Origin of the sequence: Pseudoalteromonas sp. A25 (assembly GCF_009176705.1) — a bacterium.
Taxonomy (GTDB): Bacteria; Pseudomonadota; Gammaproteobacteria; order Enterobacterales; family Alteromonadaceae; genus Pseudoalteromonas.
Genome location: NZ_AP021847.1, coordinates 334,809 through 357,500 on the forward strand (window position 1 = coordinate 334,809; position 22,692 = coordinate 357,500).

Consider the following 22,692-nt stretch of genomic DNA (forward strand, 5'->3'; position numbering starts at 1 on the left):
AATCTATATTTTATAACCAAATAGAGAGAGATATTGACAAAGTTTCTCGTAAACGTGCAGTTCACATACAATTATGCGACTCACCCTGTAAGCTGAGTTTTAATTGACTGCCAAGTAAGGTCGTCATTTATCACGCGACTATGGCCCAGTCCCTGAGTCGTTAATAACTTCAAATGAGGGTGTTTGTTAGCAACATTTTCGCTCAAGTGATGAAAGGCAAATTTATCTTCTAAATCATGCACGATAAATACATTCTCATGCTTTGTTAGGTGTTGCTCAGGCAATAAGCTTTGAAACGGCATATTATGCTCACGCTCGACGGAGCGAATTATGCCTTCAAATAAGTTTTTTGATATGCCTGTTGCAAGAATACGCTCTTCAAATCCGGTGTAAAAATCAAAAGGAGGGGCGATTAAAATATGTGATTGCGCATTCACTCGGTTAAGCGCCGCAATACATCCCATAGAGTGACTAATTGCAGCCGATATAGGCTCACCGATAAAGCCTTGTACAGCGTCCACCCCTTTTACAAATAATGGGAGGTTGGCTATTTTGCCCGCGCTTTTGCCATGAGCAAAATGATCAAACGCAACCGCTCTATATCCAAGGGAAGCCACTTTTTCCATTAAAGGATAAAACTGGCTAGCACTGCCTGACCAACCATGAGTAAATAATACTACGGGCCCTTCACCCAACTCGTATATATGCAAAGGCGCGCCGAGCGTGTTTAACCTATGTTCACGCATAGCCGCAGGCTTTAACGCTTTTGATTGATGCCGCACAGGTGTCAGCAATAGCTTTTGCACGCACCTTTGACCCAGGCTTGGTGCCAAACGGGCCATAGACCCCGTAAGGGCTTTTATAACATAAAAGCTAATAGGCTTACGTCCTGATTTTTTTGAAAAATATATTTTACTACTCATGGTTTTCCCCCTTGTGGCGTTCAACCAGTTGTTGCAACGCCATGTTAAATCTTGAATGTGCGCCATCTTCAAAGCCCACCCATGTCATATGCTGCGAACCGAGATACAAAGAATACAATTCGTAGGTAAACTGCTTTGCGTTAGTACTCGTATTGAGCTCTTGAGCTGCAATAGCAGCCTGAACTAACCCATTCAGATAATGTAGCAAGTCAGATAGTTGTGATTTGACACGATCTCGCACGGCACCAGGTTGATCATCAAACTCTACAGCTGCACTGATAAAAACACACGAATACGCCTGCTCCCGATACCACCCCTGCCACAGCTCACACATTTTCATTAACTTGCCAAGGGGTGTTGAGGCTTCCTGTGCAGGGGTAATGACCGTTTCTACAAAAACGTCTTTTGCATAATCCAACACAGCGAGTTGCAAGTTTTCCTTAGAATTGAAATGTGCAAACAGTCCAGACTTTGACATACCGGTGGCATTTGCAAGCCCTCCTATAGTTAACTCGTTGAAGCTTTTATTTGTCGCAATCTGAAGTGCAATTGCCAGCACTTGCTGTTTAGTGTGTTTTCCTTTGCGCATAAAACCCAAAAAATAGAACGAACGTTCGTTTTATTTTAGCGGTGTATTTATGTTTTGCAATATTTACTTAACCTCAGCTGCGGATAAGAGTTTTGATAGTTCAGAAGAGAGACATTGCAACCCCTTCAATATCCAATGCCTTGATAGTGAGCGAAATAGCTTGATTGGGCAAATTCTCTTATGTGCAGCTGAGGTTACTTATATAAATTTATTTGGTACTTGCTAATGAACTAGCATTAAAGTGAAAATGTACGTTGAAAAACATAGGGAAAATGCGCTAAACATACATCTTTCGTTCATATCCGTTTAAATAATACCAATTGCATTAAATTGGTGATCAGATATTGCGACAGATAAATGGCTTAGTAACAAGGCAAATATTTCGCTATGTAGTTATTCTACATGAGAAATATTTAACGCAGTTAATGAGTTATTTAGCTCGCTAGAATGATCAATGTATTAATAAAATTGGTATAAGATAACGTTTTTATATAGGTTTCACTGATGCATACACGAGTCTTGCTTGCTCTGCTAATCGCTATTCTAGGTTCAACTCACAGTAAAGCAGCAAAAATCGACATACAGATAATCAATGATCAGGTTTATCAACATACTTCTTACCAAGAAATCAAACCCTGGGGGATGGTTGCTACCAATGGTTTAGTGATGATTGATAAAAACGAGGCTTACATTATCGATACGCCATGGACTGAAGAAGGTACCGAACAACTGGTTAAATGGTTAAGGGCAAAAAACTTAACGCCTAAAGCAGCTATTATTAGTCATTACCATCAAGATGCCAGTAACGGTATTGCGTACTTGACGCGCAATGGCATACCCACCTACGCCAATCAGTTGACCAACCAGTTGCTTAGCAAGCATAAACGTATGCAGTCGAGCCATTCAATTACAGAGCCACACTACTCCCTAGCTAATCAACAAATAGAGGTGTTTTACCCGGGGGCTGGCCATACAACAGATAACATCGTTGTTTGGTTACCAAATCAGAAGCTGTTATTTGGTGGCTGCTTTGTTAAAAGCCTCGATAGTAAAAATTTAGGGAACCTCGCTGATGCCAATGTCAAACAATGGCCAGAGTCTATAACCCACTTATTGACCAAGTACCCTAACATTAAGCAAGTAGTGCCAGGTCATGGAAAGCTAGGTGGTATTGAGTTACTCAAACATACTGCGCAACTGGCAACGAACACTCACTGATAATGTTCTGTAATTAATTGTCAATAATAAAGAAAAAGCAGCCGTAATTCGGCTGCTTGGGATTGTATGGTGCAAACCATACAAAGGTACTTTTTACATTCATCATTTCTATTACTGCGGCGAACCATCACCCATCTGACTTTGGATATAGTTTGGCAAGCCGATTAGCTTAATCAATCCTAGATGCTGCTCTAACCAATAAATATGATCCATTTCCGTGTCGTCTAATAACTTTTCAAGCATCTCTCGCGTTACGTAATCCTGTGCTTTCTCACACTCAGCGATGATGTTTTTTAAACTAGCAGCCACGGTCATTTCAGCAGCTAAGTCATTTTCTAGCATTTGCTGCACATTATCACCCACGTTAATTGGCGCCCGAGATGCTGTATCCGGTTTACCTTCTAAAAATAAAATTCGCTCAATAATGTTTTTAGCGTGGTCAAGCTCTTCGTCATATTCATGCGCCAATTTGTGACCTAGTTTACCAATTCCCCAGTCCTCATACATTTTAGAGTGCGCTAAATACTGGTCCATTGATGTAAGCTCTAATGTTAGTTGCTGGTTGAGCAAATCGATTATCTTTTGATTGCCTTGCATGAGTTACCCCTCAATCTGCGACTGCAGATAATTTTCGATGCCAGTATGATTTATTAAAAATTGCTGCGCTTCAATCCAATCAACATACTCTTCTTCATACTCTAAAATGCCTTCGAGTAGCTCACGGCTAATAAAGTCTTGCTCTTGCTCACACAAAGCAATGGCAGATTTGAGCTCAGGTATTTGCTCCATCTCAAACGCCAAGTCACAACTAAGCATCTCTTCGGTTTGTTCACCTATGCGCAGCTTCTCTAGGTGCTGCAAATTGGGCAACCCTTCTAAAAACAAAATGCGCTCTATCAGGTCATCGGCTTGTTTCATGTCTTTGATAGACTTTTTGTAGGCTTTTTCATTAAGCTCTTCTAACCCCCAATTTTTATACATGCGAGCATGCAAAAAATATTGGTTGATCGAGGTTAACTCTAAAGTCAGTATCCTGTTTAGTACATTCAGTACTTGCTTGTTACCCTGCATGGGGCCCCCTAAAATACATACACACGCCCTCTAACCCTAGTACAAATTCACCTAGGTGCAAGACTGATTAGCACTAAATAGATATTTAATATATTCTTTTAAAATAAACGACTTATAACATTATTGAGAGTGATTCACATTGTGAATTACAGTTGTAGTTACAATGCTTTTTCGCAGTTTTTTACAGGCTAGTCAGAAAGCCACCATCACGCAACTTATCAACCTTCCCCTATTATCAAAATGCTTATACATATTTTTTGACTTGGATATTTAACCGTTTTGCTAGGCGCACTAAATTTGCTCTATCTAGCTGCAGTTGACGTGCTGCTGCAGACCAGTTTAAGTTGTTTTTTTCTAAGGCGGCAATTATTCTTACTCGCTGAAAGTCATCAACAGCTTGCTTTAAAGGTTTTTCCTCAAACAACGTTTTATCATCCGGCTTACTGGTAATTGTAGATAAAGTTGTACTTTGTAACTCACAATACTCGGGCTCTATCGTAATAATATCTGCTGGCCACTGCGCTTGTTTGGCTCGCAATGCGCTGCGGCTGATCACATGCTCAAGCTCTCTTATATTTCCTGGCCAGTCATACTCTAACAAAACCTGCTCGAGTTTATTGCTTAGGGTCAACTGCTTTAACGCTAGCTTTTTGCGAACTTTCTCAACAAAAAAACCCGCTAACAACAAAATATCATCACGGCGAGCATTTAAGGGCGGCACGAAAATTGGGTATACACTTAAGCGATGATAGAGATCTGCTCTAAAACGTCCTTGCACAATCTCATGCTCTAAATCGCGATTTGTTGCCGCGATAACTCTGACATTTACTAGCTCAGTTTGATCTGCTCCTACAGGTTGGATCTCCCCATTTTGTAGTACACGTAATAACTTACTCTGGATACTAAGAGGCAACTCACCAACTTCATCTAAAAAAATCGTCCCTCCATCAGCTAGCATAAACTTCCCTTCACGGTTTTTATCTGCCCCCGTAAACGCCCCCTTTCGATGACCAAAAAACTCGCTCTCCGCCAGACTTTCTGCAAGCGATGCGCAATTTACCTGAACAAAAGCCTGATCGGCTCGACGAGAATGTTTGTGAATATTGCGCGCGACTAATTCTTTGCCTGTCCCCGTCTCACCTTGTATAAGCACACTAAAATCAGAACTTGCTACAAGGTGTATGTCATTATTGAGTGATTGCATTGGTGCACTTTGCCCCACCATATCATGTGTGGCCTGACTTAATTCTGATACAAGTGCATAACCATGCTGTGCCTTACGCAAAAGTTGTTCATTGTATAAAACACACTTTAATTGCTCGGTAACAATATCGTTGACATGCTGCAAAAACGACTCGCTATACTTTGCAAAACTGCCTGGTGTCAGGCTATCTAGCGTAATTACAGCCATTAATGCTTGCTCATTAAATAACGCCAAACCCATGCATGAATGCACATGTAAATCACCATCGTTGGCCAGCAATAAACCGTCATAGGGGTCTGGCAAATCACAATACTCATCAAAACGCATTGAGCCTGCAGAGCCACAAATTGCAGCTAAACGAGGGTGTGCACTCAGTTCAAAGCGCCGACCTAAAGTATCTTTGGTTAATCCCTCTATTGCAACAGGCACAAGCGTACCGGTTTGATTGAGTAGCAAAGCAACTGCATCAGCATTTATGCACGCTTTGATAGCTTGTATTACGGTGCTGTAAAACCCGTTTACAGTGTGAGACAAGTCAGAAGGTTGGGCTCGGGTTAGCGTGACACTTAACGTAAGTAATTGAGAGAGAGTTTGTGGCTTCAAGTCTAAATGACACAACTGTTTAATTATGAATAGAACAAGATTAGGTCATTATGACTCAATCTGCAACCAGCTTATTTTAAACCATTGATTTTTATAAGCATTAAGATTGGCATGAAGAGTGCTGTACAGGAGTGATTATAACCTGTTGTTGAGGCTCACTATGCAACCCCAAATTAGGCTTTTAAAAATCGCAAATATGGCTTTAGGATTTTTTGTTGTCAGTTTTACTGTCATGGTAATTGCCAGCTACCCTTTGGCTACGCACTTTAGTTTACCTTCTCAAATTGCATTTCATATAGGCAGTATCATAACCGCAGGTTTGTTCAAACTTAGCTACGTTATTCGCTGCGTTTGCCAATATCAACTCGGTATAGAGGTAAAGTAATGCGCCCTATTGATCTTGTTGAACCTATTTCTAAACAATCGCTTTGGTACCACGTTAAACAATGGCCAATATTTATGCTCGCATTTAGGCCCATGTTTATTGCCGCGGCTATTTGGGCAGTGATCAGCATCGCACTTTGGGTAGGCATTTTAACAGGTAAGCTTGGTTGGAATAGCTCAATCCCAGCAACTCTTTGGCATGCGCACGAGATGATATTTGGTTTTGCAGGGGCCGTGGCTGTTGGCTTTTTACTCACTGCAGCACAAAACTGGACTAATGTCCAAAGCGTAAGCGGTTATAAGCTTGCGTTATTGTCCTGTATTTGGATAACCACACGCTATGTATTCTTTGCATACCCTGGCAAGCTCGCTTTGGTGCTTAGCGGCCAAACTGTATTTTGGCTGATAGCAATCATTTATTTGAGTAGTATGCTGCTTCGAGCCAAGTCTAAAAGCAATTATATTTTTATTGCGATACTCTGCGCTCTGTGCACATTCAACCTCTTGTTTTTCGTTACTTTAGTGAAAACTGATTTTGAGCTTGCGCGCAGCTTTACCCACGTTGCGGTTCTTTTGTTTATGTTGCTCATAGGCATTGTTGGTGGTCGCGTTATTCCCTTTTTTACCACTCGAGGCCTTGGGCTTGTTGGGCAAGTACGCACGCCCAATCTAGACCGCTTGCTACTTTGCACGAGCATACTCGGCACGAGTGGTTTTGTATTGAGCCAGGTTTTTAAGCTGCCTCTCAACCCCGGTTATCTGCTCGCTCTAGCCGCATTTATACACTTAACGCGTAGTATTTTTTGGTTCCAATTACGCATTTTCTCAGTTCCGCTGCTGTGGTCTCTTCATTTAGGTTATGCATTGAGCGCCTTGGGTTTAGCGCTTTTGGCCAGCAGCTTTTTCACAGCTCGCATCTACTTTAATGATGCATTGCACTTGATAACGCTTGGTGGCATCGGGCTTACCATTATGGCAATGATGGCCCGTGTATCTTTGGGCCATACAGGGAGGCCTTTAAGTGTACCGATAACAATCAATATCGCATTTATTGCCGTCACCTTAGCTGCGCTATGTCGAGCGTTTTTACCCGGTTTTATCAGCCCTCATCTAGCTTGGCTTTATAGCGCAGCATTTTGGTGTGTAGGTTTTAGTTTATTTATATATCACTACTTTACCGTCTTAACGCAAAAGCGCGTTGACGGTCGTCGTGGTTAATTATTATTTTGGAGCTTTTATGTTATCTGAGCGCACTATTTCTTTAGTAAAGAGCACTATTCCACTATTGAGTGGGGCTGGCACAGCCGTGACAGAACATTTTTACGCACGTTTGTTTTCTCATAACCCTGAGCTTAAACACATTTTCAACATGACAAACCAGCAAACTGGCAAGCAACACTTTGCTTTGTTTAATGCTATTGCAGCTTATGCGACACACATTGATAATCCATCAGTACTGCAAGACGCCATTAGCCGTATTAATCACAAGCATATGAGCTTGAACATTCAAGCTCAGCACTATGATATTGTCGGTCATCATTTGATTGAAACACTCAAAGAGTTGGCACCTCAGGAGTTTACACCTGATATAGAGCAAGCATGGCGCGAAGCCTATGCGCTACTTGCTGATATGTTTATCACTCAAGAAGAAGGACTCTACGTACATGCGCAGCAACAAGTTGGCGGCTGGCGAGGTAAACGTGCATTTAAAATCACCGATATAGTGCAAGAATCTGCCAATGTTAAAAGCTTCTATCTAACACCTTGTGATGGCAATGCTATTGCAAGCTATCAGGCTGGTCAGTTTATAGCGCTAAGCATAAAACCTACACACTGTGACTACATGCAAATCCGTCAATATTCTTTATCGCAATCACCAAAAGCAGGCCATTACCGCATTAGTGTTAAGAAGCAGGGTTTAGTTTCAGAGCACCTACATCAGTTACACATCGGTGATTTAGTGGAGCTATACCCACCGGCCGGCGATTTTGTATTGCGAGACAACCCCAAGGATAAAGTTTTTATTAGCGCCGGTGTTGGCATAACCCCAATGATGGCAATGTTAGAGCGGGCTCTTATCTGCCAAAACAGCCGCAAGCTATTGTTCATACATGCATGTATTAATAAAAATGAACATAGTTTTAAAGACGCCATAGATATCAAATGCAAACAACATCTCAATCTTAGCCAAGAGGTTTGGTATGAACAGGAAAATACTACAAATAAACAAGGTCGTATTCAGCTTGACCAAAGTGACCTGTTGCTGCCACTTGAACAAGGCGAGTTTTATCTTTGCGGCCCAACTCCTTTTATGGCGAACATAAAACAGCAGCTAATTAATCTCGGCGTGGCACCAACACAAATCATTTATGAAGTGTTTGGCCCGCACGAAACTCTATAACTAAACTGCTTTCACTCGTAATAGCGAGCTGTTACGAGTGAAAGCACCAAAAGTAAGGGGGGAAGTGTTTATTCAAAGCTGAGCTTTGAGCCTATAATTGAGCAAGTTTTAATTTCGCAAAAAGAAATTCACTTTGCTTACAGCCCTTGCAAGGCGTTTGAAAACTCAACGAATTCTTGCGCTGGTATTGGCTTTGAATAAATGTAGCCCTGCACATAACAATTACCGAGCGCAGAAACCAAGTCTAACTGCGTTTGGGTCTCAATACCTTCAACAACCACATTAAATGATAAGCTCTGTGCCATTTTTATGGTCGCTTCTACTATTTTTAAAGCCGCACTACTGAGCGTAATCTTGCTTATAAAAGAGCGGTCTATTTTTAATTCGTTAAAAGGTAACTCGTGCAATTGCATCATCGTTGAATGACCCGTACCAAAGTCATCAACAGATAGATTGAACTTTGCAGCCCTAAGTTTAGATACCGAGTACAGCGCCTCTTCTGACAATGTGATAGCTTTTGTTTCTGTTATCTCTATGGTTATTTGCCCCGAAGACACACCTAATTCTTGACATAGATTAATAGTGTTAGACGTAAAGGTGCGGTTAAGTGACATGGCAGATACATTAAAAGAAATAGCAACATGCCTATTTTTTTTGAGATAAGGACCCAGTTCAGTTAATGCTTTTTCTATCAGCAACAAAGTAAACTGGTCAATTAACTCTAGTCTTATCAAATCATCGATAAACGACAAAGGGGATATTGGACCAAGGTCTGGATGATCTAACCTTGCCAAGCACTCTACACCAAAAATTGTTTGAGTTTTGGGCGCTATCTGAGGCTGATATACAGGATAAAACCACCCTTTTTCAAAAAACTCCGTTAGTTCTTGCTCTGTTATTTCCAGCGCACCCAACTTTAGTTGTGTGTCGGCGTACTTTCTCTTGTCCGCTTGAAATGCAGCTACTTTTTCTTTAAAACGCTGAATTGAAAAAGGCTTATTCAGTTGCCCCAACATTGTTAAGTGCATTACTTCACCTAGTTTCATTACCGACGCGACGACTCCCTCTTCTGCACCAGACAAAATGACAACACCCGCTTCAATACGAAGCCTATTTAACTCCATCAAAGTGTCTATGCCATCTTGATTTGGCATATGAATATCTAAAAAAAGTAGTGTGTTCTTATCTGCGTATTCAATAATTTCGTCGCTCCATTGTGCAAATGACATACACTCAACGGAAATCAAACTCGAGAATTCTTTAATTAGTTCTCTATAATGTGGCTCATCATCAATAACGATTATCCGTTTAAGCATCATTTAAGCCTCTCTTAGAGTCAGTATTTTTTTTATTCACTTATGCCACTATAAAATATGGAAGAACTACAGATATACTGCAAGGGGACCATAGCTTTTATATTTAAATGACAAAAAGCTACTCCATCATTTGCATAAGCTTTCCTTTCAAGTCGCTTAATTTATAAGGCTTAGTAATGATTTGTGTGAACAAATCACATCTCGGTAGGTCCAGCTCTCCCGTTACTAATACTTTACAAATTTCACTATCTAACTTTGCCGCAACTTTATCTCCCGTTGTTTCAGTCAACCGGTAATCTAAAACAACAAGATCAGGCTGGGTATTTTGACAAGCTATTATCAATGATTGCGCATCATTAAATGTCGACACATTTACACCCTCACCACTCATAAACTCATCAAAGAGCTCGCATAACGCAACCTCATCATCTAAATAATAAATAATCACAACCGCTCCCTAAGGACATTTGGGAAATTTAAGAACAAAGCACGTATTTGTACAGCTAGCATCATACTCAATCTTTGCGTTATGCTCAGAAAGTATGTTTTTTACGATTGACAAACCTAAACCCGTACCAACATCAACCGGTTTAGAAGTATAAAATGGCTCAAATATTTTATCTCTTTCACTTTTGTTAATGCCACAGCCAGCGTCTAGCACTCTACATAGAATAAACTCGTCTTGAACATACATACTTATTTCAATAAACCGTTGTTCCAAACGACTAATCGCGTCTATCGCATTATTAATAAGATTTAAAAAAACTTGTTCAATTTCAAACTCTAAACATTCAATGATACATTCTTCAAGTTTGTAAAAGCGTAAAACAACTTGCTCTCGCTTCAACCTCGGCATAGCCATAGCAACCGAGTTATTAATGATTTGAGCCAAGTCGCAGTGTTTTTTGGTCGTGTCGTTCTCTTTTCTTGAAAAACGCTTCAAGTTTTTAACCATGTGCGTGATACGCTCACAAGACTCAAAAATCACATCTAACTTGTTGCGACCTTTTTGTGATAGTTCCTCGGTGAGCAGAAGCAACTCCGTATTTCCAGAGATAATACCTAGCGGGTTATTAATTTCATGCGCCATGCTTGCCGCAAGCTCACCAAGGGAAGCTAATTTTGATTGTTGTATACTGTTTTGTTTTTCAAGCTTATATTTATATTCAATCTTCTTTTTTTCGTCGATATCTTGAATAGTGCCAGACAACGACACCACTTTACCCTCATGAACATTTGCATGCCCAGTGGTGTGTACCCAACGCTCATTTCCTTTCGCGGTTAATGCTTTAACCTCTAAGTCATAAGGCTCGCCAAACTCTATCGCTCGTGCCACTGCGCGCTCTATAACTGGCTTATACTCTGAAGTAAAAAGTTCAAGTCCTTCAGGCAATATGGGTTTTTGCCCGGCTTTTTTTGAAAACTCTAATATTTTGAACGTTTCATCGGTCCAAGTTAATTCACCTGTTCGCACATCAAGCTCCCACCCGCCTATTTTTGCAATTGAACTAGTGGCGTTAAGTATTTTTAGTATTCTTGATATTTCAGATTCAAACTCAATACTTTGGGTAATATCCTGTCGGATAGCTAAATAGCTTTTAATACAACCTTGATGATCGGTGATGGGTGTGATGATGGTTTGCACAAAGTAGTATTCACCACTTTTCTTTTTATTTTTTATAAGTCCTGACCAAACTTTATTTGACTTAATTGTTTTCCACATTTGAGTGAAAAACGCCCTATCATGGTGTCCAGAGTTCACTATAGCGTGTGTTTTACCCAGCAACTCTTCTTTGGTATAGCCACTTATCTTACAAAACTTATCGTTCACATTTATGATACGGCCCTTGCAATCAGTCTCTGCCATGATAGTTGAATGATTAAGTGCCTTTTCTATTTGGCTTAACCTGTTATTAAGAATGAGTTCTTCAGTAATGTTTTGTGCTGATGCCAAAATTGCATTTGAGTTTGTATCAAGTTGGGCACGCCAAACCAGTGTAAGGTAATGACCAGATTTGTGCTTATATCGGTTTTCAAAGTTCAAGACTTTAGTGCCACAGGCTAGATTAGTCAGCTCGTTTTGTGTCTTTTCTATGTCGTCAGCGTGGATAAACTCGAAAACTCGATGTCCTATCAATTCCTCATTCAAATAACCTAGCGCCTCACAGAACGATGCATTTACTTTTAAAAAATACCCATCAGTCGAGGCGATACAGAGCATATCGAGCGAAATTTCAAAAAATCTCTGATAGTCAAAGCTTTGCAAAGTTTATGTCTCTTAAAAGCGGGTATTTAACTAAGTCTAGACTAAGTTAAAAGCGCAGCAAGCGAAGAAGCGCTACCTATCACGAACAGAGCAAAATGTTATGTCTGATCAAGTACGTTTTATAAGCATCTGGTAACTCCCCAGATGCATCGTGTTGCCATTATGACTGAAAAATAAACAAACCAATTCTTGCTCAACTACAGGCTTTCACGCTAAGTTTTTCTTGTCTGGGAGTTAATTTATTTTGAAGGCTCGCTCTTGAATAATGTCATACTCAGCGACCGCATAGCTGCGCTTTATGAACCCTTGTTTGCGAGCCAGTGCATCACATTAAGTAAAAAGCGTTCGTTTTGCTCCGCCCCAGGTGATACTAAGCCTGTCTTTTTACCGGTTGGCATATAGACTTGAGAGGTGAACATGCTAGCCTCGGCAAATACTGCTACTCGACCATTTCCTACATTTAACACCGCGCCCTGCGACCAGCCCTCGATTGGGAGCCGCGGTGTTTCGTCATTTACTGCAAACGGTCTATCAGGTAACACCGCCATTATACCTGCTGGCACTTGCATTAGATTTACAGCAGCTTTGGGAACCTTAAAGGCATCTCCGCCTAAGCTTTTTACTTGAGTAACTCTGCCTGTTCGAGCTGTACTGTCTAATAATGGGTGATAATTTAACATATTATTACTTTTACTAAATGTCATCTGTTGAACATGCCCATTCGCAAATTCAAAGCCAAATGCTTTAGCAAGCTCATCTACAGCTTTTGGAAATGGTATGTGATCAGCTATGAGTAACAATGCCCCGCCTTGATTTACCCATGTGCTCACCGCATCCACTTCTTCAGCCGTAAAAGCACTCAAAAAAGGTCCATCCCAGTTTCGACTATTACTTTCATGCAAGGCATTGGCGATAACTAAAATTTCCCCTTTAGCGAGGCTTTTTTGACTAAATCGTTGTTTATTTGGTTTAACCTGATAACCATCGCTTTTTAACACTTGCGCAAAAGCTTTGTAACGAGTATCGATAGTATGAAAGTTATGGTGTGCCTCATCAACTAAGACTACAGGGGCTTGCTGCTTCTCAAAACGCATAAAAGTATTTTTTGGTTTAAAGTCTGGATCAGGCTGTTGAGGAAAGTTATCACCGCCACAGCTTGTCAAACCAACTAGGAGCATAAAAAATAAAATAGTCGAATAAAATATTTGCATACCAATCCTTAGAGTTTATCCTTAAACAATGCCTCTGCACTCAGACTACCGCACACCTACACGCAAAGTTTTTATCAGTGTTTTCGCTACTTGAACAAAGCTTATCGGAATAATAACGAACAGCGCCGTCCCCTTATCGAAATCAGGATTTACACGACAATAATATTGGATTTCTTGCTTTTTACTTGCTTTAAGCAACACCAAGTCTTGCTCACTATAGTTAGTGGTTCGTGATACACCAATCAAACATCTAAGTGCATTAGCCGAACTCACCTTACCAGCAAAATTAAAACGCTCAAACAAACCTTTTGGAGCAGGATTATCATAATGAGGCCAAATAATCGCGGTTTTTTTAGCGATTGCTCTATACATAGCAGGACTGAGCATTGTGTCTGCATAATAGTGCTTACGCCAAGGTCGCTTAAGCCAAGCTTTTACGCTCTGAATTAATGAAAAAACAAATGTATTTCCACCTTGGCGGTATTGCGCTAAAAATGCGGCTGAGGCTCTGATCACTGTGATATTATTTTCATCACTAAATGTAATTAAACAATAGCCTACGAGCTTTTCTTGATGATAATAAAGCCGCAACTTTCTTTGATAGGGCCCTGCATTATCAAAATACTTAGCAAGATATTCCTGTGGTGCTACCTTGGCAAAACTCGACTGAATAATATGACTAATTTCACATCGTTGTGCGTCACTTAACCACTGCTTTGTTTGTGATAAGTCTAGGGTACTTAATCGCATAAATATTTGGTTTGATGCTATTCTTTTGCGCTTTAGTGTAAAGACTTTAATCGCAAATAGTAATCATATATTTAGCAACCTTAACTCTCTGGTAGCATTATGGTAAACACGCAGCCTTTTCCAGGTTCACTCGCGCACTCTATTTTGCCTTTAAGTTTTTGTGTCACAATATTGTAAACAATATGCATCCCGAGCCCTGTTCCAGCGCCCCGATGAGTTGTAAAAAAAGGCTCAAATACTTTGCTCAACGTTTCACTATCCATGCCTTTACCGCTGTCTGAAAAAGTCCACTTTACCCAGCCACTGCAAAGCGCAAGTGAAATGTTAATTTTACCTTCAAGTCGCCCTTCATCAAAACCGTGACGTAACGCATTGTCAATAAGATTTGTTAAAATCTGTGCCAGCGCACCGGCATATGTCGTTAATCGTACCTCTTCTGGAAAATCAGTATATACATCTACTTTGGTGTTTTTCCACTTTGGTTGCAAACTCATTAGTACATCAGTTAAATATTCAGATAAATTAACACTTCCAAGCTCTTCTACAGACTGATCAACCGCAACCTGCTTAAAATTCTTAACCAGTTGAGCTGCGCGTTCTAAACTAGACTCTTGTAACTGTAAACTTTCTTTGAGTGTACTAATGAAAGAAGTAAGTTGAGGCTTTGTCAGTTTCGCCGCGGCGAGTAGCTGTTCACATTCTTCCACTTGCCTAGCAGCATGTGAACTTGCCGTTATGCTGATACCCAATGGGGTATTTATCTCATGTGCCACACCAGATACCAACCGACCCAAACCAGCCATCTTTTCTTGTTCAATTAATTGCTGTTGTGTTTTTTGCAAATGCTCATGCGCTTCTTTTAATTCTTGATATGTACTTGCCAGTTTCTCAACCGAGTCAGCATTTGCTAAAGCAATAGCTGTATAATTAGCAATTGTTCTTAACATTTGTACATCATTGTCAGAAAATGCATTTTTATCAAAACTTTGCACGGTCACACAGCCAATAACAGCATTATTAATCACCAGAGGCAAGTAAATAATAGACTCTGTATTTGCACCACTTATAGGGGGATTCACTTGACCGACGTAAGATTTTAGCTCTTCAAAGCAATTAACAATCAATGCCTTGTTATTTTTTACACACCATACTGCAGGCCTTCCTTCGTCATATAATTCATATTCAAATGCAGGTAAGCGCTGGCCACTTTCAATCGCAAGCTTACAGGCTATAACCTGCCTTTTTTGATCCAATATGCCCACCACAAACACTTGCGCATTCATTAACTCATTAACATGCTTATAGACCCTTTCGAGCACAGACTCTAGTTGTAAAGTCGACGTGATCTCGCGACCAATGGTACTTAGCATTGAGATATTCGCCGTTCTTGATTGAACCAAGTTATCTAGCGCAACTTTTTGAGCTTGTAAGCCTCTGACTCTCCACAAGTATATGGTATATAAAAGCGTTGCTGAAAAAATGACGATAATCAATTTAAACCACTGTGTTTCATACCAGGCAGGAAGCTGAACAACTAACAAGCTTTCTTCATTATTGCTCCATATGCCATCGCGGTTTGTGCCCTGAATTTTTAGTCGATAGTCACCAGCATCCAATCGAGTGTAGGTTATTCTGCGCCGGCTAGAGTCAGCTAATATCCAATGCTCATCAAAGCCTTCCAGCATATACTTGTACTCGTTATTCTGCGGGTATGTGTAATCTAAGGCTGCAAATTCAAACGAAAAGCTTTTTGTATTTGCAAAAAGCGTGAGTTCGTCTGGAGTGGGGATTAATTGGTTATTTACCTCCAATTCACTTATAACAATGGGGGGAGCATATTCCCATTCCTGCCAAAGTGACGGGCGCACAACTGCAATTCCCTTTGTGCCCCCAAACAATAGCGTACCATCTCGCAGTTTTGCATAGGAGCCAGTCCAAATAGTGCCGACTCTCCAATCATCACCCGTGGTCATGTCGTGCCAACTTTTGTCTTTAGGGCTTACCCAACCATATCCGTTCCATAGTCGCCCCCGCTCGTCCTCCAATAACACGCCTCCGGCTCTTGGGGGTCGACTAGCTAACTTATCGATAGATTCAAACTCAGCCGTATTTCCATCAAACGTAATTAGCCTATCAAGTCCTTGTGATGTAGCAACCAATAATCGTTTTTGGCTATCAACGAGTAAATTACTGACATAATTGCCAGACAAGGAGCTTGTAGTGCCAGCAATCTTACTAACCTCTAACACAACCTGGTTTTGCTGCGAGATCACAAACAGTCCATTGCGCGTGCCAACCCATACGTTTCCATCAGGCATGTAAGCCATACTCATCACAGACTTTCCATTTAACAGTTGATAACCTGTAATGTGATTTAAAGAGCGCAGGGTATTTGTTCGCAAATCCAATAACGCTACCCCATCACTCGTACCAATCCATAATAATTGTTCTGGCGTTTCCAGCAAAAAAACTACTGCGACACTTGGCAACCCATCCTCTTTCGAATAGTGGTAAAAACGTTGATCTGCGAGGCTATAACGATATAACCCCTTATTGGCGGTACCAACCCATATATTGCCATTTCTATCCTCTTCCATAGTTCGAACAAACCCATCACCAAGCCCTTTAGGGTCGTTTGGTTTTGGCCTTAGTCCGCCAATCACACCAAATTGAGGGTCGATTATGTCAATACCCGTTTGCGAGTTACCGACCCAAATATGGCCATTTTCAAGCTCCAAAAAGCAGCGGACATCCTCATGGCTTAGTGTATTCGCTTTATTTATACTCTTTGTAAACAATCGCAATGCACTATTGTGAGGGTTGTAGCGATTAAGCCCTGCTCCCCATGTACCAAGCCAAACTAATCCTGACCTATCCACCAAAATTGCACTTGTCGCGTCTAAGTTAATACTGGTTTCTAGTAGCGGATCATGATTTATGTGCCTTATAACACGGCCTGAATTAGCGCTCACTACTGTCACTCCCGCCCCTGGTGTGCCCAGCCACATTTCATGCTCATTCACCTGAGCAATACTATTGACCCAATGATGACTCAGCGTGTTTCTATCACCGGGAATATGGTTGATTCTTTTCACTTTTTTAGTATTTGCTTTTATAACAGCGACACCATGATCAGTCGTCCCCACCCAAACATCACCATTTTTGGCCATAAATAACCGATACGCATTTTGATTATTTAATTCTTCAACAGCTTCACCGTTGAGTGTCCCAGCTTCAAACTCTAACATTTGTGGTAAAGTGATACGGCACAGACCCGTTTTGCCGCCAACCCATAATGATTTGGTTGCTGATAACAAAACAGAGCGTAGACGCAAAGATTTAAAAGGGACCTCACACCCTGCAACCTGGATTAACCGAGTAACAACTTTGGTTTTTGCATTAATGTGATTTAGCCCCTGATCCGTAGCCACAAATATATTGCCCAAGTTATCGCCTGTTAACGCGCGTACCGTGTTGTTTGAAAGGCTCTGTATATCAGAAGCATTATGCTTGAAATGAGAAAACGTATTTGTAGATGGGTCGAATACAGATACGCCATCGGCATAGGTGCCGACCCATATTTTGCCATCATCCGCAGCCCATAAAGCCCCAATAAAATTCCCCGAAATTGAGTCTTTTCGATCTGCATCATATTCATAACGCTCAAACCGATAGCCATCATAGCGGATAAGTCCAAACTGCGTCCCTATCCATATGAAACCTTTGCTACCTTGAACAAGAGAAGTAACGGCACCTTTAGGAATGGCATTGTCATCGCCTACGGTTTGAAAAATTAGCTCTGCTAGTTCATATAGATTTGTCGACTCATGGGGTTTAGTGTTTGCTGCAGCATAGACGGCGTGAGCTGAGGTGAGTCCTATACCTGCAAACAATACCAAAGCTATCCATTTTATAAAGCGGCAAACTCTAGGGTGGTTAGAATTGAAAAAGTAAGACATCAACGTCATTGGAAACTTCGTCGAAAATAAAAACGCATTGTTTAAAGCTAGAATAGCCCAGCTAGAAATACCAATTACAGACGGTTTTATCCCCATTACTCGAGTAGGTATGATTCATTTAGCTCTTATATAGTTAATCACGCTGGGCAAAAACAGTGTCATTTCTGAACAACCCAATAACATGTGCAGGTGCGTACAGATGCAAAACTGCACGATATACCCGTGCGCTAAATGAATACACATGCCAAATAAGGCAACTTTACCAACTCTTACCGAGCATATTATTGTAATAACCTGCTATTGCTTCATAAACGCATGCTGCAATTAAAAAGCTCTGATGTATCATTGATGTTGCTAGAATTGATATGTTAACTTACTAAAATATATGAACTTAGGCTTAGTATAATGAGTAATACCCCAGTACTTGAACAAATTCAAAATATTCTCGTGGTATGCATGGGTAACATTTGCAGGTCTCCGACAGGAGAAGCTGTACTAAAACATAAACTAACCAAAGCGGGACTAAAGCATATTGAAGTTGACTCGGCGGGCACGATAGCCTACCACCAAGGTAATGCTCCCGATAGGCGAAGTGCTGCTGCCGGTAAAAAGCGTGGTTACTGCTTTGATGGCATGCAAGCACGCCAAGTAAAGCCACAAGACTTTGAGCATTTTGATTTAATTTTAGCCGCAGACAAAGCAAACTTCGCTGATTTAGTGGCACTGTGCCCCGAGCAATATCAACATAAAATAAAATTATTTTTAGAGTTTGGCAGCAGTAATTATCGCGAAATTCCAGACCCTTATTATGGTGAAGGAGATGGTTTTGAACTGGTACTAGACTTGATTGAAGAAGCGTCAAATGGCTTAATCAAACAGCTGCAAAAAGATAACAAATAACACCGAATTTTCTCGCCAGATGGGGAGGCTTGTGGTAAAAATAGCGACCCTAGTTTTTGAGCTACTTCATTGGCAACATCCACAAATTTATTTGAGCAAATAGCACTTGATTTACAAGTGCATGGCGTAAGTATACAAAGCTTAGATTTAAACGAGCCGGCTTTATTGACGCTTACAGAACGACTAGCGCATTTATCGCAGCAAGATTTTTATAAAGCTGGCATTGGTCGTCAAGAAGAGCACATGAAAAACTCGCAAATTCGTCGCGATAAGATCCATTGGCTAGACACAAATAATGCACAAGAAGCCTTATTTTTATCGTACATGCAAGATTTAAAAATTTACCTAAATCGCCGTTTGTTTTTAGGATTATTCAGCTATGAATGTCATTTTGCTCACTATGAACCGGGCGCCTTTTACAAAAAACATTTAGATGCATTTAAAGGAGAAACAAACCGCATTCTCTCTACTGTCTTGTATTTGAACCCTGACTGGCAAAGCTCTGACGGTGGAGAATTGGCTCTATACGACCCCAATGACCACAGCAAGGTGTTACAAATAGTCACACCAAACTTTGGCACGCTAGTTACTTTTTTAAGCGATGAATTTCCACATGAAGTATTACCTGCTAAAAAGGCTCGTTATTCAATTGCAGGCTGGTTTAGAGTAAACACGAGTGTTGGTGGGCATATTGACCCACCCCAGTAAAGTTGTACCTATCAATTAATTACACTTTTTTACTTTAACACTTTGACAGCAAAGCCTAATATTCCTAATGGTTCACAAGACAAGGAACAATCATGACTAGGGTTTTGCTGGCAAGTTCACTATTAACATTAGTATCTGGCTGCATTTTCGTACCAAAAGAAATTACTTACTTTAACGAACAATGCCAAACATTTAATAAAAAATCGGTCTTAGATACTAAGACCGCTGTTCGGCTACAAGACTGTCATGATCACACCTGCTCGGTGATGTTAGCTTCTGCGGGACTAGTGAGCGCAGCTAGTTTAGTGGTCTCGGGAAGTATTGTGGTAGTAAAGAATATTGTTCACTGGAAAGAAAACAGAAGTGATTGCAAAGAACAAGAACAAATCACGCGTGACAAACAACCAAAAACTAGGCATCAGCAACAGGCTAATCCAACAGAAACAAGTGATATTGAACGCGGCTAGACATATAAATTAGCCAAAAATCTTATCTTAACGCCAAATATTTTATACTGCAGAATATCAGCTATAACCATCTTCATACCAAGGATACGGACCATGAAAAACATATATCTATGTTGTTCAATCCCCCTATTTATAAACGGTTGTATGTTCGTTGCTAAAGATATCCGCTACTTTGATGAAGAGTGTCAGATCTATGCAATAAAAACGGTATTGGATGTCGAAATGCTCAAAGCCGAAAATAATCAGCGCCGCAGCTGTACCGATACTTGCCCAGTTCTTACTGACAATAACATGTACGTTGGTGCAGCAAGTTTACTCGTTGCAACTGCTGCCGCCGCTTCCAAAAATACTGAACATTGGCAGCAAAGAATACATGATTGCCAATTACAAAAGAGAAAAAACCAGCAAACAATCATGCAAAATACTGCCAAAAGTGACCTTAGCGAGATAGAGCGGCAATACTGTTCTAATAACAGTTGCATTAATTAATTGGTATAATATCGGATGGCGCTGTGCTTATCACAACCAATAAACGCAAAAAAAAGCACGACTATTTCGAGTCGGGCATTCTTTATTAGGTGCTTGGCTCCTACGAAGTAGTCGCTACTTCCGCATGGCAGCTGCCACACTATCATCGACCGGGGCCGACCCTTCGGCTACAGTGAAAAAGTTTAATGGCACAGCGCGAAGCGATGACATTCCTTTTGCGCATTTTGCGCAAGGTAAAGTGGGCCAGTTTGTAGAATGCCAAGGGGCTCGCCTCAATGTTGGATGGCGCTGCGCTTATCACAACCTACAAACCCCAAACGCAAAAAAGCCCGACTCTTTCGAATCGGGCTTTCTTTAATTAGGTGCTTGGCGATGTTCTACTTTCACATGGCAGCTGCCACACTATCATCGACGCTGTTTCGTTTCACTTCTGAGTTCGGCATGGGGTCAGGTGGTTCCAAAACGCTATGTTCACCAAGCAAATTCTTAGTGCAAATGTTTAATGACATCGTGCATCGCACGAGCATTCCATTTGCGCAAGGTGAATCAATTTCGCGATACCGCTTCGTCGCTCACCTTGTTTAATTCTTAAATTCGGAAATTCTGATAATTCGTAAAACACTACTCTAGTAATACTAACTTCTAACGTGCAAAACCACTTTGGCGTTGTATGGTTAAGCCTCACGGGTAATTAGTACTGGTTAGCTTAACATGTCACCATGCTTCCACACCCAGCCTATCAACGTTGTAGTCTTCAACGGCCCTTCAGTTAACTTAAAGTTAAAGTGAGAACTCATCTCGAGGCTCGCTTCCCGCTTAGATGCTTTCAGCGGTTATCGATTCCGAACGTAGCTACCGGGCAATGCAATTGGCATCACAACCCGAACACCAGCGGTTCGTCCACTCCGGTCCTCTCGTACTAGGAGCAGCCCCTCTCAATTCTCAAACGCCCACGGCAGATAGGGACCGAACTGTCTCACGACGTTCTAAACCCAGCTCGCGTACCACTTTAAATGGCGAACAGCCATACCCTTGGGACCGACTTCAGCCCCAGGATGTGATGAGCCGACATCGAGGTGCCAAACACCGCCGTCGATATGAACTCTTGGGCGGTATCAGCCTGTTATCCCCGGAGTACCTTTTATCCGTTGAGCGATGGCCCTTCCATTCAGAACCACCGGATCACTATGACCTACTTTCGTACCTGCTCGACGTGTCTGTCTCGCAGTTAAGCTGGCTTCTACCATTACACTAACCGTACGATGTCCGACCGTACTTAGCCAACCTTCGTGCTCCTCCGTTACTCTTTGGGAGGAGACCGCCCCAGTCAAACTACCCACCAGGCACTGTCCTCAATCCCGATAAGGGACCTAAGTTAGAACATCAACACTACAAGGGTGGTATTTCAAGGTCGGCTCCACACAAACTAGCGTCTGTGCTTCAAAGCCTCCCACCTATCCTACACATGTAGGGTCAATGTTCAGTGCCAAGCTGTAGTAAAGGTTCACGGGGTCTTTCCGTCTAGCCGCGGGTACACAGCATCTTCACTGCGATTTCAATTTCACTGAGTCTCGGGTGGAGACAGCGTGGCCATGGTTACACCATTCGTGCAGGTCGGAACTTACCCGACAAGGAATTTCGCTACCTTAGGACCGTTATAGTTACGGCCGCCGTTTACCGGGGCTTCGATCAAGAGCTTCGACCTAAGTCTAACCCCATCAATTAACCTTCCGGCACCGGGCAGGTGTCACACCGTATACGTCATCTTACGATTTTGCACAGTGCTGTGTTTTTAATAAACAGTCCCAGCCACCTGGTCACTGCGGCTGACTTCAGCTCCAAGCGCGAAGCTCTTCACCTAATGTCAGCGTACCTTCTCCCGAAGTTACGGTACGATTTTGCCTAGTTCCTTCACCCGAGTTCTCTCAAGCGCCTTAGTATTCTCTACCTGACCACCTGTGTCGGTTTGGGGTACGATTCGAAATAATCTGAAGCTTAGAGGCTTTTCCTGGAAGTAGGGCATCAGTAACTTCACCACCGTAGTGGCTCGTCTCGTGTCTCAGCCTTAGCAACCCGGATTTTCCTAAGTCGCCAGCCTACACACTTTCACATGGACAACCAACGCCATGCTTACTTAGCCTGCTCCGTCCCCCCATCGCAATTATTCCAAGTACGGGAATATTAACCCGTTTCCCATCGACTACGCTCTTCAGCCTCGCCTTAGGGGTCGACT

At 41.6% G+C, this 22,692-nt stretch carries 20 protein-coding genes and 2 rRNA genes (1 of these 22 cut by a window edge); 9 read left to right on the forward strand and 13 right to left on the reverse strand.

Annotated features, from left to right (window positions below; all coding sequences use genetic code 11):
* Positions 1-80: 80 nt before the first annotated feature.
* Complete coding sequence (locus GDK41_RS18060; RefSeq protein ID WP_172971676.1) at positions 81-923, reverse strand: alpha/beta fold hydrolase; 843 nt, start codon at positions 921-923, stop codon at positions 81-83.
* Positions 916-1,512, reverse strand: coding sequence for a TetR/AcrR family transcriptional regulator (locus GDK41_RS18065; protein WP_152087873.1), 597 nt, complete (start codon positions 1,510-1,512; stop codon positions 916-918). The genes GDK41_RS18060 and GDK41_RS18065 overlap by 8 nt, the downstream gene beginning before the upstream one ends.
* A gap of 504 nt (positions 1,513-2,016) precedes the next feature.
* Here GDK41_RS18065 and bla point away from each other — a divergent pair.
* Complete coding sequence (gene bla, locus GDK41_RS18070) at positions 2,017-2,730, forward strand: subclass B1 metallo-beta-lactamase (protein WP_152087874.1); 714 nt, start codon at positions 2,017-2,019, stop codon at positions 2,728-2,730.
* 111 nt (positions 2,731-2,841) lie between these two features.
* Here the strand turns inward: bla and bfr (GDK41_RS18075) are convergent, their stop codons facing one another.
* The 3 genes from bfr (GDK41_RS18075) to norR all read right to left on the reverse strand — a co-directional run bounded on the left by bfr (GDK41_RS18075) (position 2,842) and on the right by norR (position 5,608).
* On the reverse strand, positions 2,842-3,327 hold the full coding sequence (bfr, locus tag GDK41_RS18075) for a bacterioferritin (RefSeq protein ID WP_152087875.1): 486 nt from the start codon (positions 3,325-3,327) through the stop codon (positions 2,842-2,844).
* Positions 3,328-3,330: 3 nt separating this feature from the next.
* A complete protein-coding gene (gene bfr, locus GDK41_RS18080) occupies positions 3,331-3,801 on the reverse strand; it encodes a bacterioferritin (RefSeq protein WP_152087876.1) in 471 nt (156 codons plus the stop codon).
* A 244-nt stretch (positions 3,802-4,045) separates the two neighbouring features.
* The gene (gene norR / locus GDK41_RS18085) at positions 4,046-5,608 is read right to left on the reverse strand and encodes a nitric oxide reductase transcriptional regulator NorR (RefSeq protein ID WP_152087877.1); all 1,563 of its coding nucleotides are present in this window, start codon (positions 5,606-5,608) and stop codon (positions 4,046-4,048) included.
* A gap of 160 nt (positions 5,609-5,768) precedes the next feature.
* Between norR and GDK41_RS18090 the strand changes: the two genes are divergently transcribed.
* Genes GDK41_RS18090 through hmpA form a run of 3 tightly spaced genes read left to right on the forward strand, consistent with a single transcriptional unit; the run spans position 5,769 to position 8,393 of the window.
* Positions 5,769-5,993 (forward strand): hypothetical protein, encoded by a 225-nt coding sequence (locus tag GDK41_RS18090; RefSeq protein WP_152087878.1) that lies wholly within the window; start codon positions 5,769-5,771, stop codon positions 5,991-5,993.
* Entirely contained in the window at positions 5,993-7,210 is a 1,218-nt protein-coding gene (locus GDK41_RS18095; protein ID WP_152087879.1) for an NnrS family protein, read from the forward strand. The genes GDK41_RS18090 and GDK41_RS18095 overlap by 1 nt, the downstream gene beginning before the upstream one ends.
* Positions 7,211-7,229: 19 nt before the next feature.
* Positions 7,230-8,393 carry an NO-inducible flavohemoprotein gene (gene hmpA / locus GDK41_RS18100; RefSeq protein ID WP_152087880.1) on the forward strand — a complete coding sequence of 388 codons (1,164 nt, stop codon included), beginning with the start codon at positions 7,230-7,232 and terminating at the stop codon, positions 8,391-8,393.
* Between the two features lie 137 nt (positions 8,394-8,530).
* On the opposite strand, the gene GDK41_RS18105 is transcribed toward hmpA, so the two are convergent.
* The 6 genes from GDK41_RS18105 to GDK41_RS18130 form a co-directional block, all read right to left on the reverse strand.
* A complete protein-coding gene (locus GDK41_RS18105; protein WP_152087881.1) occupies positions 8,531-9,712 on the reverse strand; it encodes an EAL domain-containing response regulator in 1,182 nt (393 codons plus the stop codon).
* A gap of 115 nt (positions 9,713-9,827) precedes the next feature.
* Complete coding sequence (locus GDK41_RS18110) at positions 9,828-10,157, reverse strand: response regulator (RefSeq protein ID WP_152087882.1); 330 nt, start codon at positions 10,155-10,157, stop codon at positions 9,828-9,830.
* 9 nt (positions 10,158-10,166) lie between these two features.
* Complete coding sequence (locus GDK41_RS18115) at positions 10,167-11,975, reverse strand: PAS domain-containing sensor histidine kinase (protein WP_232056610.1); 1,809 nt, start codon at positions 11,973-11,975, stop codon at positions 10,167-10,169.
* Between the two features lie 296 nt (positions 11,976-12,271).
* Positions 12,272-13,186 (reverse strand): DUF4350 domain-containing protein, encoded by a 915-nt coding sequence (locus GDK41_RS18120; RefSeq protein ID WP_152087883.1) that lies wholly within the window; start codon positions 13,184-13,186, stop codon positions 12,272-12,274.
* 45 nt (positions 13,187-13,231) lie between these two features.
* On the reverse strand, positions 13,232-13,936 hold the full coding sequence (locus GDK41_RS18125) for a hypothetical protein (RefSeq protein ID WP_152087884.1): 705 nt from the start codon (positions 13,934-13,936) through the stop codon (positions 13,232-13,234).
* 80 nt (positions 13,937-14,016) lie between these two features.
* Positions 14,017-17,904: a two-component regulator propeller domain-containing protein gene (locus GDK41_RS18130; RefSeq protein ID WP_172971677.1), complete on the reverse strand. Its 3,888-nt coding sequence runs from the start codon at positions 17,902-17,904 to the stop codon at positions 14,017-14,019.
* Between the two features lie 396 nt (positions 17,905-18,300).
* On the opposite strand from GDK41_RS18130, the gene GDK41_RS18135 reads away from it, so the two are divergent.
* The 5 genes from GDK41_RS18135 to GDK41_RS18155 all read left to right on the forward strand — a co-directional run bounded on the left by GDK41_RS18135 (position 18,301) and on the right by GDK41_RS18155 (position 20,817).
* The gene (locus GDK41_RS18135) at positions 18,301-18,795 is read left to right on the forward strand and encodes a low molecular weight protein-tyrosine-phosphatase (protein ID WP_197739506.1); all 495 of its coding nucleotides are present in this window, start codon (positions 18,301-18,303) and stop codon (positions 18,793-18,795) included.
* Positions 18,796-18,864: 69 nt separating this feature from the next.
* Positions 18,865-19,503 (forward strand): 2OG-Fe(II) oxygenase, encoded by a 639-nt coding sequence (locus GDK41_RS18140; protein WP_152087886.1) that lies wholly within the window; start codon positions 18,865-18,867, stop codon positions 19,501-19,503.
* 92 nt (positions 19,504-19,595) lie between these two features.
* Positions 19,596-19,970 (forward strand): hypothetical protein, encoded by a 375-nt coding sequence (locus tag GDK41_RS18145; protein ID WP_152087887.1) that lies wholly within the window; start codon positions 19,596-19,598, stop codon positions 19,968-19,970.
* A 93-nt stretch (positions 19,971-20,063) separates the two neighbouring features.
* Positions 20,064-20,459, forward strand: coding sequence for a hypothetical protein (locus GDK41_RS18150; protein WP_152087888.1), 396 nt, complete (start codon positions 20,064-20,066; stop codon positions 20,457-20,459).
* Positions 20,460-20,583: 124 nt separating this feature from the next.
* Entirely contained in the window at positions 20,584-20,817 is a 234-nt protein-coding gene (locus GDK41_RS18155) for a hypothetical protein (RefSeq protein ID WP_152087889.1), read from the forward strand.
* A gap of 6 nt (positions 20,818-20,823) precedes the next feature.
* Here the strand turns inward: GDK41_RS18155 and rrf are convergent.
* A 5S ribosomal RNA gene (rrf, locus tag GDK41_RS18160) occupies positions 20,824-20,938 on the reverse strand.
* 191 nt (positions 20,939-21,129) lie between these two features.
* Positions 21,130-22,692 (reverse strand): 23S ribosomal RNA (locus GDK41_RS18165) (it continues 1,322 nt past the right edge of the window).

Excerpts from the sequence above, each read along its gene's own strand:
- GDK41_RS18060 (WP_172971676.1), bottom strand. The coding sequence starts at position 923 with ATGAGTAGTAAAATATATTTTTCAAAAAAATCAGGACGTAAGCCTATT.
- GDK41_RS18065 (WP_152087873.1), bottom strand. The coding sequence starts at position 1,512 with ATGCGCAAAGGAAAACACACTAAACAGCAAGTGCTGGCAATTGCACTT.
- bla (WP_152087874.1), top strand. The coding sequence starts at position 2,017 with ATGCATACACGAGTCTTGCTTGCTCTGCTAATCGCTATTCTAGGTTCA.
- bfr (WP_152087875.1), bottom strand. The coding sequence starts at position 3,327 with ATGCAAGGCAATCAAAAGATAATCGATTTGCTCAACCAGCAACTAACA.
- bfr (WP_152087876.1), bottom strand. The coding sequence starts at position 3,801 with ATGCAGGGTAACAAGCAAGTACTGAATGTACTAAACAGGATACTGACT.
- GDK41_RS18090 (WP_152087878.1), top strand. The coding sequence starts at position 5,769 with ATGCAACCCCAAATTAGGCTTTTAAAAATCGCAAATATGGCTTTAGGA.
- GDK41_RS18095 (WP_152087879.1), top strand. The coding sequence starts at position 5,993 with ATGCGCCCTATTGATCTTGTTGAACCTATTTCTAAACAATCGCTTTGG.
- hmpA (WP_152087880.1), top strand. The coding sequence starts at position 7,230 with ATGTTATCTGAGCGCACTATTTCTTTAGTAAAGAGCACTATTCCACTA.
- GDK41_RS18105 (WP_152087881.1), bottom strand. The coding sequence starts at position 9,712 with ATGATGCTTAAACGGATAATCGTTATTGATGATGAGCCACATTATAGA.
- GDK41_RS18120 (WP_152087883.1), bottom strand. The coding sequence starts at position 13,186 with ATGCAAATATTTTATTCGACTATTTTATTTTTTATGCTCCTAGTTGGT.
- GDK41_RS18125 (WP_152087884.1), bottom strand. The coding sequence starts at position 13,936 with ATGCGATTAAGTACCCTAGACTTATCACAAACAAAGCAGTGGTTAAGT.
- GDK41_RS18130 (WP_172971677.1), bottom strand. The coding sequence starts at position 17,904 with ATGACGTTGATGTCTTACTTTTTCAATTCTAACCACCCTAGAGTTTGC.
- GDK41_RS18135 (WP_197739506.1), top strand. The coding sequence starts at position 18,301 with ATGAGTAATACCCCAGTACTTGAACAAATTCAAAATATTCTCGTGGTA.
- GDK41_RS18145 (WP_152087887.1), top strand. The coding sequence starts at position 19,596 with ATGACTAGGGTTTTGCTGGCAAGTTCACTATTAACATTAGTATCTGGC.
- GDK41_RS18150 (WP_152087888.1), top strand. The coding sequence starts at position 20,064 with ATGAAAAACATATATCTATGTTGTTCAATCCCCCTATTTATAAACGGT.
- GDK41_RS18155 (WP_152087889.1), top strand. The coding sequence starts at position 20,584 with ATGGCAGCTGCCACACTATCATCGACCGGGGCCGACCCTTCGGCTACA.